Raw genomic sequence first — 13,936 nt, forward strand, 5'->3', positions numbered from 1 at the left:
GATCCAGGTCAGGAAGCGGTGGAAGACGCGTACCACCGGGTAGCTGTAGTCGGCGGCGATCTCCCAGGCGTAGGCGCGGGCCTTTTCCTGGGCTTTGAGCAGGGCGCCGGCGCCACCGCCTTGTTCGGCGGCCAGCGCCTCGATGGCGGACTTGACCGAATCGGTCTCGAGTATGCCTTCGACCTGGGTGCGGCGGTGCGAGAGGTCGGGGCCGATGGCCATTTCGCGTTGCTGGCGGAAATGCACGCGCAGCACGCGGGCGACCTTGCGCAGGGCGCGCTCGTTATCCTCGGCGTCCTCGACCAGCTCGCGCAGCGACATGGGCGGGCTGAAGCGGATCAGGGTCTGGCGGCCATGCAGCAGGATGGTGAACAGCTGCCGCAAGGAGCCGCGCGGCGACCAGCTCTCGGAAAACAACAGCTTCCAGATCGAGCTCTCTTTGTCGGGCGTGCGGCCCCACAGTATGCTGACCGGGACCAGCTGGACATCGAAGTCCGGCCGGTTGCGCACCGCCTGGGTGAGCCGTTCCAGCCGCGGCGATTGGCCGCTGGTGTTGCTGCGGCCGAACCAGGCCTCGGCCCGGGTGGTGAAGAAGAAGGCACGATCCTCGCGCACGCCTTCGGTTGCGAGACCGTCCAAGGGCGAGGGCAGGCCATTGCGCAGTACTTCGCGCTCAAGCACCAGGATATTGCTGAGGAAGCGGCGCTGCAGCACGTAGACCACTGGCTTGGCTGGGTCGAGCCCCTGCGCCTGCGGCGTATCGGAGAGCAGCTGGGTGCGCACCACGCTGAACAACAGCCGGCGAGCGAGCAATAAAAAAGGCCTGTCGAGGCCAAGATACTTGAGCATGCAGCGATCGAAATGCAGGGATAAGCGCGTAATTATAAACATCTGCCGGCCAAGCGCATGCTTGGGCGGCTAAACGGTGTGGATTACGCCACGTTGCTACCCTGTATAAACGGGCCGGCGCGACTGCGCCAGCCCGGTAGTGTGGCCTCTAAGACAGACTGACTCGCGACAGCGAGGCTCCCTCCCCGCAAGGAGGACGCCGTGGTGGTAAGCCCCGACGGGGCAACAACCACGCAGTCGCGGCGGCGAGGGCGGGGGAGTGGATTCAATCAGTACACGATCTTTGAGCTGCCACGAAGACAAAACGCCCGGCTTTGCCGGGCGAAGCGCTACCGCAACGGGCCTCTGCAACCTACAAACCGAGCCGCTGCCATATCGTCGAGACGTTGCCGGCGGCGTTGAGGGTATAGAAATGCAGGCCGGGGGCGCCGCCGTCGAGCAGTTTGCGGCAGAGATCGGTGATCACGTCGAGGCCGAGGGCCTTGATCGAGGCGCTGTCGTCGCCATAGCCCTGCAGCTTGAGCCGCAGCCAGCGCGGGATCTCGGCGCCGCAGGCGTCGGAGAAGCGGGCCAGCTGGGAGAAGTTGTTGATCGGCATGATGCCGGGAACGATGGGGATCTCGACGCCACGGGCGCGGACTTCGTCGACGAAGGCGAAGTAGGCGTCCGGGTTGAAGAAGTACTGGGTCATGGCCGAATCGGCACCGGCCTTGGCCTTGCGCACGAAGTTGGCCAGGTCGTCCTGGGCGGAGCGGGCCTGCGGGTGGTACTCGGGGTAGGCGGCGACTTCGATATGGAACCAGTCGCCGTGCTCGGCGCGGATGAACTCGACCAGCTCGTTGGCATAGCGGAACTCGCCGAACTCGACCATGCCGCTGGGGATATCGCCACGCAGGGCGACGATGCGGCGGATGCCGTGCTCGCGGTAGGTCTTGAGCAAGGTGGCGACATTGGCGCGGGTGGCGCCGATGCAGGACAGGTGCGGGGCGGCATCGAAGCCTTCGGACTGGATCTCGAGCACAGTGGCCAGGGTGCCATCCTGGGTGGTGCCGCCGGCACCGAAGGTGACCGAGAAGAACTCAGGCTTGAACTGGGCCAGTTGCCGGCGGGTGTTGCGCAGCTTTTCAATGCCCTCGGGCGTCTTGGGCGGGAAGAATTCAAAGCTGTAGGTCTGGCTCACGGCGATCTCGGTCATACGGTTACGGATTGTATGAATCGTAGCATCGTGAACAGGCGGCGCTAATGAATAATCTGCATGAAGTTAGAGCTGGTCTCGGATTGCAGATGGCGCATGGCTTGGTGCGCAACGCAGGCGCCCGGAAAATCCGGGCGCTAACCATCCGCGATCACTGAAACGCCCCTCGCTTTATTGAGCCCCACCCCTACCCCCGCCCGCCGGTGGGGAACCTCGCTGACGCTCGTCGGTATCGTGGAAGGACGTCGGTTAGACCTGTAGACGGTTCACAGAATAAGTACCCACTAGACCCCAAATGCGAACGCCATGGGGCAGCGCTACGGCCGGCATTTATTTGATGGGACGGTAGGCGTAGAGGATGGCGGTTTCAGGGGTTGAGTCTTCGGGGCTGAGGCGCATGCCCAGCTTCTGGGCGACGGCGAGGGATGCCGTGTTGGTGGCGGTGATGTGGGCCATGACGCGGTCGGCGCCGACGGTGTGGAAGGCGTAGTCGAGGATTGCGGGGCCGAATTCGGCGGCATAGCCGCGGCGCCACCAGGCACGGCGGAGGCCCCAGCCTATCTCCAGGGCCGGGTTGCCGGCAGGGTAGAGCAGACCGGCGTTGCCGACGATGGTGCCGGTTTCCTTCTCGCGTACCGACCAGAAGCCGTAGCCACGCAGCTGCCAGTGGCCGAGCTGGGTGGCGAGCTTGTACCAGGTGCCGCTGCGATCGAAGGTCTGCCCGCCGCGGATGTGCTGCATGGATTCGGCATCGCCATAGAAGTCCATGAGGGCTTCGAGGTGAGATTCGTCGGGCGCGATCAGCTCTAGGCGTTCGGTCTCGAGCGTGGGGATGATGGGCGGCATGGCTGGCTTTCCGTAGCGAGGTAAGCCAGCTTAAGCAGCGCACCGGGGTGGCATAAGACACAGCCGGCGGGCAAATCCATGGTTACAGAAAGCACAAGGCCCCGCTTGCACGGGGCCCTGTTCGCTCTGCCTGCGCTACCCCGGCTGGGGCAGGCGGGATCAATAGCGGTAGTGGTCGGCCTTGTAGGGGCCTTCCTTCTTGACGCCGATGTAGGCGGCCTGGGCTTCGGTCAGCTCGGTCAGCTGCACATTGAGCTTCTTGAGCTGCAGGCGGGCGACCTTCTCGTCCAGGTGCTTGGGCAGGGTGTAGACGCCGATCGGGTAGTCGCTGTTACGGGTATACAGCTCGATCTGGGCGATGGTCTGGTTGGCGAAGCTGGAGGACATCACGTAGCTGGGGTGGCCGGTGGCGCAGCCCAGGTTCACGAGACGGCCCTTGGCCAAGAGGATGATGCGCTTGCCGTCCGGGAAGATCACGTGATCGACCTGGGGCTTGATCTCTTCCCACTGGTACTTCTCCAGCGCGGCGACTTCGATTTCGTTGTCGAAGTGGCCGATGTTGCAGACGATGGCCTGGTCCTTCATGCGGGCCATGTGGTCGTGGGTGATGATGTGGTAGTTGCCGGTGGCGGTGACAAAGATGTCGGCCTTGTCGGCTGCGTAGTCCATGGTCACCACGCGGTAGCCTTCCATGGCGGCCTGCAGGGCGCAGATCGGGTCGATCTCGGTTACCCAGACCTGGGCCGACAGGGCGCGCAGGGCCTGGGCCGAGCCCTTGCCCACGTCGCCGTAGCCGGCGACCACGGCGATCTTGCCGGCGACCATCACGTCGGTGGCGCGCTTGATGCCGTCGACCAGCGATTCGCGGCAACCGTAGAGGTTGTCGAACTTGGACTTGGTGACCGAGTCGTTGACGTTGATGGCCGGGAACTTGAGTTCGCCGCGCTGGTGCATCTGGTACAGGCGATGCACGCCGGTGGTGGTCTCTTCGGTCACGCCCTGGATCTTCTCAAGGCGGGTGGAGTACCAGGTCGGGTCCGTCTTGAGCTTGGCGCGGATGGCGGCGAACAGGATGGTTTCTTCCTCGCTGCCCGGCTTGTCCAGCACGCTCAGGTCACGCTCGGCGCGGGCACCCAGGTGCAGCAGCACGGTGGCGTCGCCGCCGTCGTCGAGGATCATGTTGGAGTAGCCGCCGTCGGTCCACTCGAAGATGCGGTGGGTGTATTCCCAGTAGTCGGTCAACGATTCGCCCTTGACCGCGAACACCGGTGTGCCGGTGGCAGCGATGGCGGCGGCGGCGTGGTCCTGGGTCGAGAAGATATTGCAGGAGGCCCAGCGCACTTGGGCGCCCAGGGCTTGCAGGGTCTCGATCAGCACGGCGGTCTGGATGGTCATGTGCAGGGAGCCGGTGATGCGCGCGCCCTTGAGCGGCTGCTGGGCAGCGAACTCTTCACGGATGGCCATCAGGCCAGGCATTTCGGTTTCGGCGATGCGAATCTCCTTGCGGCCCCAGTCGGCCAGGGAGAGATCGGCAATGACGTAGTCTTTGGTATCAGCCACGGTGTTCGTCCTTTGAACAATGTGGCCGGGTAATGCGGGATGCGGTTCTCACCTGTTGTGCATCCCGTGCCCGGCACGGGGTTGGTCAGGTGAGCGCAGTTTTATGACACCGGGCCTGGGATCGAACGACCTCGCAACGCTCCCCGGTAGAGCGCAATTATAACCGAGCCCAGCGGCGGCGCCAGTTGCAGGGTAAGGAACGCGATACCGCCGGTCGCACTGGCAAGCTCAGCAATGAAAAAACCGCCTGACGGCGGTTTTTGATCCCCTGCTGATTACTGCTTTTGCGGGGTGCCGGTGGAGGCGGTGATCTTGTCGCGCAGGGCGGCGGCTTCTTCCGGGGTCAGCTTTGGACCTGTCTGGCCGCGGCGGGCGATATTGCTACCCATGGGGTAGTAGGCTTCTTCCTTTTCCGGCTTGTCGACCTCTTCCGGCAGAGCGGCGCACGCCACCAGACCCAGACACACAACCGATGCCAGAACCATGCTCCTCAATTGCATTTCTCGCTGCTCCTTTGTTGTCAGTTCGGACGCCGTGTCTCCCTTGTGGGGGCCGGCCGCGGCATTATCCGCCAACAGGCGGCGATATCACCAAACCAGACGATGCGCGCGGAAGATTGCGTAGCTGCAGCAAATCCGTGCACCCACGAGCGCAGCGAGGTTCCCCCGCCGGCGGGCGGGGGCGGAGGGGGTGAGGAATCAATCAGGGGTAAGCCGCTGTTTCTTGCCTCGTAAATGACAAACGCCCGGGTTACCCGGGCGCTTGGCTGAACTGACCTACCAACTACTGCCTAGAAAAGCACCAGGCTTACAGGCCGGCGTCAGCACGCAGTGCGTCGGCCTTGTCGGTCGCTTCCCAGCTGAATTCCGGCTCTTCGCGGCCGAAGTGGCCGTAGGCAGCGGTCTTGCCGTAGATGGGGCGCAGGAGATCCAGCGACTGGACAATGCCCTTGGGACGCAGGTCGAAGTGACGCTGGATCAGCTCGACGATCTTGTCGTTGCTGATCTTGCCCGTGTCCCAGGTGTCGACCATGATCGAGACCGGCTTGGCGATACCGATTGCGTAGGCCACCTGCACCTGGCACTGGCGGGCGATGCCGGCGGCCACGATGTTCTTGGCGATGTAGCGGCCCATATAGGCGGCCGAACGGTCCACCTTGCTCGGGTCCTTGCCGGAGAAGGCACCGCCACCGTGCGGTGCGGCACCGCCGTAGGTGTCGACGATGATCTTGCGGCCGGTCAGGCCGGAGTCGCCCTGCGGACCACCGATGACGAAACGGCCGGTCGGGTTGATGAAGTACTTGATGTCGCCCTTGATCAGCTCGGCCGGCAGCACCGGCTTGATGATGTCCTCAATGACGGCTTCCTTGAGCACGTCGTAGGCAATATCCGGGTGGTGCTGGGTGGACAGCACGATGGTGTCGATGGCAACCGGGCGGCCGGTATCGGCGTCGTAGCGCAGGGTGACCTGGCTCTTGGCGTCCGGACGCAGCCACGGCAGGCGGCCGTCCTTGCGCAGCTCGCTCTGGCGCTGGACCAGGCGGTGCGACAGGTAGATGGCGGCCGGCATCAGGGTCGGGGTTTCATCACAGGCGTAGCCGAACATCAGACCTTGGTCGCCGGCACCTTGGTCGAGATCGAGGCCCTGGCCTTCGTTCACGCCCTGGGCGATATCGGGCGACTGCTTGTCGTAGGCAACCAGTACAGCGCAGCCCTTGTAGTCGAAGCCCAGCTCGGAGCTGTCGTAGCCGATCTTGCGGATGGTCTCGCGGGCGACCTGGATGTAGTCGACGTTGGCATGGGTGGTGATCTCGCCGGCCAGCACGCACAGGCCGGTATTCACCAGCGTTTCGGCAGCGACGCGGGCATGCTTGTCCTGCTCCAGGATGGCGTCGAGGATGGCATCGGAAATCTGGTCGGCAACCTTGTCAGGATGGCCTTCCGAAACCGATTCGGAGGAGAACAGGAACTCGCGCATGGATTTTTCCTCTTGTCGCAGTGCCGCTACTTTGGGCGGCTGGGTGAACAAACCCGCTAAAATAAGCGGATTCTTGAATTGAAACCTATGTAGATGCTGACTTTACTACTGAAATTCCTGGCGCGCTGCCCGCTGGTCATATTGCACGCCGTGGGCGTGCTGGCCGGCTGGCTGGCCTGGTGGCTGGACAGTAGCTATCGCCGCCGAATGCTTGACAATCTGCGTCAAGCCTATCCCGGCGATTATAACCGATTGTTAGGCGAAAGCATTGGCCAGCACGGCAAGGGTGCTTTGGAGCTGCTGGCCGCCTGGGGCAGGCCAGCCGAGGACGTGGCCAAACTGGTGCGCGACTGCCAGGGCTGGGAACATGCCGAGGCGGCGATTGCGGCGGGCAAGCCCATCCTCTTTGTTACCCCGCACCTGGGTGGCTTCGATATTGCCGGCCGCTATGTCAGCAGCCGGCTGCCCTACCCGCTGACCGCCATGTACCGACCGCCCAAGCTCAGCTGGCTGGAGCCGCTGATGCAGGCCGGCCGCATGCGCGACAATGGCCGTACCGCACCGGCCACCGGCGCCGGCGTGCGTATTCTGATGAAAGCGCTGAAGTCGGGCGAGGCCACGGTGATCCTGCCCGACCAGGCCCCAGGCGGTGGCGAGGGGGTGTGGGCCTACTTCCTGGGCAAGCCGGCCTACACCATGACCTTGCTGCCACGCCTGGCCGAGGCCACCGACGCCGTGGTGCTGTTCTTCTTTGCCGAGCGCCTGTCCTGGGGACGGGGCTATATCGTCCGCCTTTTTCCCATGGCGGGCGCCTTCAATGGCGACAAGCGCGCCGATGCTGAAACCCTGAATAGAAACGTGGAAGCCATGATCCGTCTTGCCCCGGCCCAGTACCTCTGGAGCTACAACCGCTACAAGCACCCCACCGGTGCGCCGACCGCCGAGGAGGGCATGGCATGATCGCGCGCCTGACTGCCGCCGCCCTGTGGCTGGTGCACTGGCTGCCCTTCTCTGCCCTGACCGCCATAGGCAAGGCGCTGGGCAGCCTGCTGTATCGGGTGGCCGGTTCGCGCCGCCGGGTGGGGCAGACCAATCTGCAACTGTGCTTCCCAGAGATGCCGGCGGCAGAGCGCGAGCGTATCCTGCGCGCGCACTTCCAGTACCTGGCCTGCATGCTGCTGGAGTACGGTTACTGCTGGTTTGCTTCACGCGAGCGCTTGCGGGAGATGATGCGGATCGAGGGCCTGGAGCATCTCACCGCGCAGGAGGGCAAGCCGGTCATCCTGTGCATCGGTCACTTCACCGGGCTGGATATGGCGGGGCTGCGGGTCTCGCTCGATACGCCGGTGGTGAGCATCTATTCGCGCCAGAAGGACGAAGGCCTGGATGCCTATGTGGAGCAGAAGCGGCTGCGCTTTGACACCGGCATCATCCTCTCGCGCCAGGCCGGCGTGCGCCCGGCGCTAAAGGCCTTGAAGCAGGGCTACCGCTTCTACTACCTGCCGGACCAGGACTTCGGCGCCCGCGATTCGGTCTTTGCCCACTTCTTCGGCGTGAAGGCAGCCACCATCACGGCCCTCTCCCGCCTGGCCAAGGCATCAGGCGCGGTGGTGCTGCCCTGCTACCCACGCCGCGAAGCCAACGGCTACACCCTGGTAATCGAGCCGCCGCTGAGCGACTTCCCGGGTGAGGATCTGCTGGAGGATGCAGAGCGGATGAACCGCATTCTGGAGGGGCATGTACTCAAGCAGCCCGAACAGTATTTTTGGCTGCACAAGCGCTTCAAGACTCGGCCTGAGGGTGAGGCTGGGTACTACTGAGCGTAGCCCTGTTATCCCAAGCAAAACGCCCGACATTGATCGGGCGTTTTGCTTTTGGCTTGGCGGTGGAGTCTAGATGGTGTTTTTCAGCGGCTATCGCCACACTATCCGCGCGTTGCGCGGTTTAGAGCGGGAGCGCGTCCCGCACCAAACCGTGCGGAGCACGAATATGCGGCGCCAGCCGCTAAACCCCAAGCCGCTTGTGAAGGCGGCCAGCGCATGATGGCGGGAGGCGCTGCGCTTTTTCGCCCTACCGGGCCTGGTGGCCGCGTCTAGGTCTCCGAAGTTTGTTGAACACCAGGGCAAAGCTCAAAAGCAAAACGCCCGGCTAGGCCGGGCGCTTTGTCGCAGCAAGGACTTCGCTGCAGGTACTGCTTTCTCCAATCAGTGTTGGAGAATCTTCGACAAGAACTGCTGGGCGCGTTCGCCGCGCTGGGTGCCGAAGAATTCTTCCTTGGAGCAGTCTTCTTCGATATGGCCCTTATCCATGAAGATGACGCGGTTGGCCACTTTGCGGGCGAAGCCCATTTCGTGGGTCACGCACATCATGGTCATGCCTTCGTGGGCCAGCTGCACCATCACGTCCAGCACTTCGTTGACCATCTCGGGGTCGAGCGCCGAGGTCGGTTCGTCGAACAGCATGACGATGGGATCCATGGCCAGGGCGCGGGCGATGGCGACACGCTGTTGCTGGCCGCCGGACAGCTGGCCGGGGAACTTGGCGGCGTGGGCCTTGAGGCCTACGCGGTCCAGGAGCTTCATACCCTTGTCCATGGCTTCGTCACGCGAGCGGCCGAGCACCTTTTGCTGGGCGATGGTGAGGTTGTCGGTGATGGACAGGTGGGGGAAGAGCTCGAAGTGCTGGAACACCATGCCGACGCGCGAACGCAGCTTGGGCAGGTTGGTCTTGGGATCGCTGAGCGAAATGCCGTCGACCGAGATATCACCCTTCTGGAAGGGCTCCAGCGCATTGACGCACTTGATCAGGGTTGACTTGCCCGAGCCGGACGGGCCGCACACGACAACCACTTCACCCTTTTTCACATCGGTAGTGCAGTCGGTCAGGACCTGGAAGCTGCCGTACCACTTGGAAACGTTGTTGATAGAGATCATGGAGGATTCCTCGATACCTTAGCGGATGACGGCGATACGCGCATGCAGGCGCTTGACCGCGCGCGACAGGGTGAAGCTGATGACGAAGTAGATCACGGCCACGGCGGTGTACATGACCACCAGGGCATTGTCGCGGTGGGCGATCTTGTCGGCGGCGCCCAAGAGGTCGGTGGCACCGACCACGTAGACCAGCGAGGTGTCCTGGAACAGCACGATGGTCTGGGTCAGCAGCAGGGGCACCACGTTGCGGAAGGCCTGCGGCAGGATCACGTAACGCATGTTCTGCAGATAGGTGAAGCCCAGCGCCTGGCCGGCACCGATCTGGCCGCGCGAGATGGACTGGATGCCGGCGCGCATGATCTCGCAGTAGTAGGCTGCTTCGAAGATGGCGAAGGTGACGTAGGCCGAGCGTTCGGCGCCGACATCGTAACCGGTGATCAGCGGCACCAGGATGTAGAACCAGAAGATCACCAGCACCAGCGGGATGGAACGGAACAGGTTCACATAACCGGCGGCCAGGTTGCTCAGCAGCGCATTGCTGGACAGGCGGGCCATGGCCAGGATGGTGCCGAACAGGATGCCGACCGTCATGGCAAAACCGGTCAGGGTCAGCGAGTAGGTGAAACCCTGCCAGAGGAAATCGGCCGAGCGGGGGATGGCGGACCAATCGAGTTGCATCATTTACCCCCAGAGATATAGCCGGGCACGCGCACGCGGCGTTCGATCAGGGCCATCAGGCGGTTCACGCTGAAAGCCAGGATAAGGTAGATGACGCTGACGATGGTCATGACCTCGATCGGGTTGGACGGCGCGTATTCACCGGTGATCTGGCGCATCTGGAAGGTCAGCTCGGTCAGACCGATGGCCAGCGCCACGGCCGAGTTCTTGAATACGTTCATGAACTCCGAGGTGAGCGGCGGGATGACGATGCGGAAGGCCATGGGCAGGAGCACGTGGCGATAGACCTGCGGCAGGGTGAAGCCCATGGCCAGGCCGGCGTTCTTCTGACCGCGCGGCAGGGCCATGATGCCGGTGCGTACCTGCTCGGCCACCCGGGCCGAAGTAAAGAGACCCAGGCCTACCATGGCGGTGAAGAATTCAGGCAGCGGCATGCTCTGCTTCATCCAGTCGCCTGCAGCCTGCGGCAGCATTTCGGGCAGCACGAAGAACCACAGGAAGAGCTGCACGATCAGCGGAATATTGCGGAACAGCTCGACATAGGCGGTGGCCAAGCCGGCCAGCCACTTATTGGGCGCGGTACGGGCGGTACCGATCAGGGAACCCAGGATCAGCGCAATGACCCAGGCCGACAGCGCCACGGCGACCGTCCAGCCAAGGCCGCTCAGCAGCCACTGGTAGTAGTGTTCATTGGTGCCCGCCACTTCTTCGAAGATGACGTGCCAGTTCCATTGGTAATTACCCATCAATGTCTCCAAGCAAAGAGGGGCCTCTCGGCCCCTCTTGCAAGCCTGTCTTCAAGCCGATCAGATACCCACGTCGTTGGGGCTCTTGATCGCTTCCTTGAGCTTTTCGCTCATCGGCAGGTTGATCGTGATGTTCTTCGGCGGGATCGGCTGCATGAACCACTTGTCGTAGATCTTGTTGATCTCGCCCGACTTGTAGATACCTGCCAGGGTCTCGTCCGCCACCTTCTTGAAGGCCGGATCGTCCTTGCGCAGCATGATGCCGTAGGGCTCAACCGACAGGGCCGGACCGACGATGGCGAATTCCTTGGGGTTGGTGTAGTTGGCGATCAGGCCGGCCAGCAGGATGTCGTCCATCACGAAGGCGGAGGCACGACCGGTCTCGACCATCAGGAAGCTTTCCGAGTGGTCCTTGCCGTAGACGTTCTTGACGTCGATCTGCTTGCCCTGCTCGTTTTGCTTGATGTAGCGGTCGGAAGTGGTACCGGTGGTGGTGACCACAGCCTTGCCGTTCAGGTCATCCAGCGACTTGATGCCGGAATTGGCCTTGACCAGCATGCGCACGGCGGTGACGTAGTAGTGGTCGCTGAAGGCAACCTGCTTCTGACGTTCCTTGGAGTTGGTGGTCGAACCGCACTCCATGTCGATGGTGCCGTTGACCATCAGCGGGATACGGGTTTGCGAGGTCACCGGAACCATCTTGGTGATCAGCGAAGGCTTGTTCAGCTTCTTCTTCACTGCATCGACAACCTTGCTGCACAGATCCATGGCGTAGCCGACCGGTTTCTGGTTGGCATCGAGGTAGGAGAAGGGGATCGACGATTCGCGATAACCGATGGTGATGATGCCGCTGTCGGAAACCTTCTTCAGCGTGCCGGTCAGTTCCTCGGCCTGCACGGCGCCGGCGAAGGCGGATGCAACCAGTGCCGAGAGGATCAGGGATTTCTGCATTGCGATTTCTCCTTTTATGGGGGGTGGTTCGACTGCCCTGCAAAAACTATAGCCGCTGCGCGGCGCGACGCGTAGTCCCCAACGCGGCCGACAACACGGTTGCCGATGGCGCAGCTTGGGCTGGCGCAAGAAGGTAGCAAACAACCCCCTCATTACGGCTCGGCAAGTGTAGCGACGGGAAACCCCGCAGCAAGCGGGGAATCCCTAATAAGTTGTCATAAGCGCGGAAAAGCCCTGAAAAAGGCGCGCTTTTCAGTGTTTTGTGTCTCTTTGAGCCTACAACTGTCCTGACAGGCTCAGGCTGGCAGGGCGTTGCTCAAGCGCACATAGTCGCTCACCAAGAGGTTCTCCGGGCGGGCGCCCGGATCGATGCCCAGCTCGGCAAAGAGCTCATCGCTGACGATGCCCTTGAGGTTGTTGCGTACGGTCTTGCGGCGTTGCGCGAAGGCTTGCGCCACCAGCCGCTCCAGCGCGGCCAGATCGCGCGCCGGAATGGGGAATGGCCGCGGGATCATGCGCACGATGGCGGAATCGACCTTGGGTGGCGGGTTGAAGGCCTCCGGCGGCACGTCCAGCAGCTTTTCCATATGGAAGTGGTACTGCAGCATGACGCTCAGGCGACCATAGTCGGCGCAGGCAGGGTCGGCCACCATGCGCAGCACCACTTCGTTCTGCAGCATGAAGTGGCAGTCGCGCACCTGCGGCGCATAGCTGGCGAGGTGGAAGAGCAGCGGGGTGGAGATGTTGTAGGGCAGGTTGCCGACGAGGCGGATCTGTCCGCCGGGGGCTATCTCGCTGGCCAAGGCGCCGAAGTCGAACTTCAGCGCGTCCACGTTATGGATGATCAGCTTGCCGGGTGGGAAGCGGCCGCTCAGGCGAGCGACGATGTCGCGGTCGATCTCGACGGCGTGCAGCACGTCGAGCTTGGCGAGGATGGGTGCGGTCAGCGCGGCGAGGCCGGGGCCGATCTCGACCATGGGATCGGCCGGCTGCGGGTCTATGCAACTAACGATGTCGGCGATCACGCCCTGGTCTTCCAGGAAGTTCTGGCCGAAACGCTTGCGGGGAATATGTGTGCTCATGGCGCTATTGTAGGGTGCAGGCACCACTCCCTCCCAGCCCGGCGTGGCAGGAAAATCCCCCGCTCAGGCGGAGACCCGGCTCGCGGCCAGCGTCAGTGCGAGCTCCACTGCGGCGCAGAGGCTGCCGCCATCGGCCCGGCCGGTACCAGCGAGGTCCAGCGCGGTACCGTGATCCACCGAGGTGCGGATGAGCGGCAGGCCCAGGGTGAGGTTGATGCCCTGGCCGAAGGTGGCGTGCTTGAGCACCGGCAGGCCCTGGTCGTGGTACATGGCCAGCACGGCGTCGCCCTGGGCCAGTACGGGCGGGTTGAAGAGGGTATCGGCCGGTAGCGGGCCGATCAGCTGCATGCCCTCGCCGCGTAGCTGCTCCAGCACCGGGATGATGATGTCCAGCTCCTCGCGCCCCATATGGCCACCTTCGCCGGCGTGCGGATTGAGGCCAGCCACCAGGATGCGCGGTGCAGCCAGACCGAACTTCTGCCGCAGGTCGGCGTGCAGGATACGCAGCGTCTCGGTCAGCAGCGCCGGGGTAATGGCATCGGCCACCGCGCGCAGTGGCAGATGGGTGGTGGCCAACGCCACCCGTAGGGCGTAGCCGGGGGCGACGGCGTCGCAACGACCGGCCAGCATCATGACCACCAGCGGCGTGCCGGTCTGCTCGGCCAGGTATTCGGTATGGCCGGTGAAGGTGCTGTGTCCGGCATCGCGGATCACCCCCTTGTGCAGCGGGGCGGTGACCATGGCGGCGAATTCGCCGGACTGGCAGCCTGCTACGGCGCGGTCGAGCAGGGCCAGCACATGGCCGGCATTGCGTGGGTCGAGCTGGCCGGCGGTTACCGGCTGGGCCAGCGGGACGTGCAGTACCTCCAGGCAACCCTCGGGTGCCGACGCGTCCGGCTGGTAGGGGTGTAGCGGGGCGGCCTGGGGGCTGAGCCTGGCGCGCTCGGCCAGCAGCTCGGCGTCACCCAGCAGCACCAGGCGGGCATGGAAGGCAGCGGGGGCCAGCGCGGCGCACAGCTCGGGGCCGATGCCGGCCGGCTCGCCGCAAGTGATGGCGATGGTGGGGCGCTGGGCCGGGCTCTGCATGTTCATTTCGTCTCGCTCAATGCAAACGGGCCG

Annotated in this window: 14 protein-coding genes and 1 riboswitch; of the genes, 2 read left to right on the top strand and 12 right to left on the bottom strand. The window is 63.6% G+C overall.

Annotated features, from left to right (window positions below; all coding sequences use genetic code 11):
- The 6 genes from VIM95_RS04065 to metK form a co-directional block, all read right to left on the bottom strand.
- A partial coding sequence (locus tag VIM95_RS04065) for a hypothetical protein (protein WP_331983287.1) occupies positions 1-849 on the bottom strand: 849 nt, incomplete at its 3' end.
- 352 nt (positions 850-1,201) lie between these two features.
- Positions 1,202-2,044: a methylenetetrahydrofolate reductase [NAD(P)H] gene (metF, locus tag VIM95_RS04070; protein WP_331983289.1), complete on the bottom strand. Its 843-nt coding sequence runs from the start codon at positions 2,042-2,044 to the stop codon at positions 1,202-1,204.
- A 330-nt stretch (positions 2,045-2,374) separates the two neighbouring features.
- Positions 2,375-2,890: a GNAT family N-acetyltransferase gene (locus tag VIM95_RS04075; RefSeq protein ID WP_331983291.1), complete on the bottom strand. Its 516-nt coding sequence runs from the start codon at positions 2,888-2,890 to the stop codon at positions 2,375-2,377.
- A 159-nt stretch (positions 2,891-3,049) separates the two neighbouring features.
- Positions 3,050-4,450: an adenosylhomocysteinase gene (gene ahcY, locus VIM95_RS04080; RefSeq protein WP_331983293.1), complete on the bottom strand. Its 1,401-nt coding sequence runs from the start codon at positions 4,448-4,450 to the stop codon at positions 3,050-3,052.
- Between the two features lie 84 nt (positions 4,451-4,534).
- A riboswitch (S-adenosyl-L-homocysteine riboswitch) is annotated at positions 4,535-4,601 on the bottom strand.
- 124 nt (positions 4,602-4,725) lie between these two features.
- Positions 4,726-4,950: a hypothetical protein gene (locus VIM95_RS04085; protein WP_331983295.1), complete on the bottom strand. Its 225-nt coding sequence runs from the start codon at positions 4,948-4,950 to the stop codon at positions 4,726-4,728.
- Positions 4,951-5,257: 307 nt separating this feature from the next.
- Positions 5,258-6,427, bottom strand: coding sequence for a methionine adenosyltransferase (metK, locus tag VIM95_RS04090; protein WP_331983297.1), 1,170 nt, complete (start codon positions 6,425-6,427; stop codon positions 5,258-5,260).
- Positions 6,428-6,520: 93 nt separating this feature from the next.
- On the opposite strand from metK, the gene VIM95_RS04095 reads away from it, so the two are divergent.
- Complete coding sequence (locus tag VIM95_RS04095; RefSeq protein ID WP_331983299.1) at positions 6,521-7,387, top strand: lysophospholipid acyltransferase family protein; 867 nt, start codon at positions 6,521-6,523, stop codon at positions 7,385-7,387.
- Positions 7,384-8,247 carry a lipid A biosynthesis lauroyl acyltransferase gene (locus VIM95_RS04100; protein ID WP_331983301.1) on the top strand — a complete coding sequence of 288 codons (864 nt, stop codon included), beginning with the start codon at positions 7,384-7,386 and terminating at the stop codon, positions 8,245-8,247. The genes VIM95_RS04095 and VIM95_RS04100 overlap by 4 nt, the downstream gene beginning before the upstream one ends.
- Before the next feature lie 384 nt (positions 8,248-8,631).
- On the opposite strand, the gene VIM95_RS04105 is transcribed toward VIM95_RS04100, so the two are convergent.
- From VIM95_RS04105 to pdxA, 6 genes are all read right to left on the bottom strand, one after another.
- On the bottom strand, positions 8,632-9,360 hold the full coding sequence (locus VIM95_RS04105; protein WP_331983303.1) for an amino acid ABC transporter ATP-binding protein: 729 nt from the start codon (positions 9,358-9,360) through the stop codon (positions 8,632-8,634).
- 18 nt (positions 9,361-9,378) lie between these two features.
- The gene (locus VIM95_RS04110) at positions 9,379-10,041 is read right to left on the bottom strand and encodes an amino acid ABC transporter permease (protein ID WP_331983305.1); all 663 of its coding nucleotides are present in this window, start codon (positions 10,039-10,041) and stop codon (positions 9,379-9,381) included.
- Positions 10,038-10,784 (bottom strand): amino acid ABC transporter permease, encoded by a 747-nt coding sequence (locus VIM95_RS04115; protein WP_331983307.1) that lies wholly within the window; start codon positions 10,782-10,784, stop codon positions 10,038-10,040. Before VIM95_RS04115 ends, VIM95_RS04110 begins: the two co-directional genes overlap by 4 nt.
- Positions 10,785-10,844: 60 nt before the next feature.
- Positions 10,845-11,735 carry a transporter substrate-binding domain-containing protein gene (locus tag VIM95_RS04120; protein ID WP_331983309.1) on the bottom strand — a complete coding sequence of 297 codons (891 nt, stop codon included), beginning with the start codon at positions 11,733-11,735 and terminating at the stop codon, positions 10,845-10,847.
- Between the two features lie 296 nt (positions 11,736-12,031).
- Positions 12,032-12,817, bottom strand: coding sequence for a 16S rRNA (adenine(1518)-N(6)/adenine(1519)-N(6))-dimethyltransferase RsmA (rsmA, locus tag VIM95_RS04125; RefSeq protein ID WP_331983311.1), 786 nt, complete (start codon positions 12,815-12,817; stop codon positions 12,032-12,034).
- Between the two features lie 63 nt (positions 12,818-12,880).
- On the bottom strand, positions 12,881-13,909 hold the full coding sequence (gene pdxA, locus VIM95_RS04130) for a 4-hydroxythreonine-4-phosphate dehydrogenase PdxA (protein WP_331983313.1): 1,029 nt from the start codon (positions 13,907-13,909) through the stop codon (positions 12,881-12,883).
- Positions 13,910-13,936 lie beyond the last annotated feature (27 nt).

This window comes from Chitinimonas sp. (genome assembly GCF_036568685.1).
Lineage (GTDB): Bacteria > Pseudomonadota > Gammaproteobacteria > Burkholderiales > Chitinimonadaceae > Chitinimonas.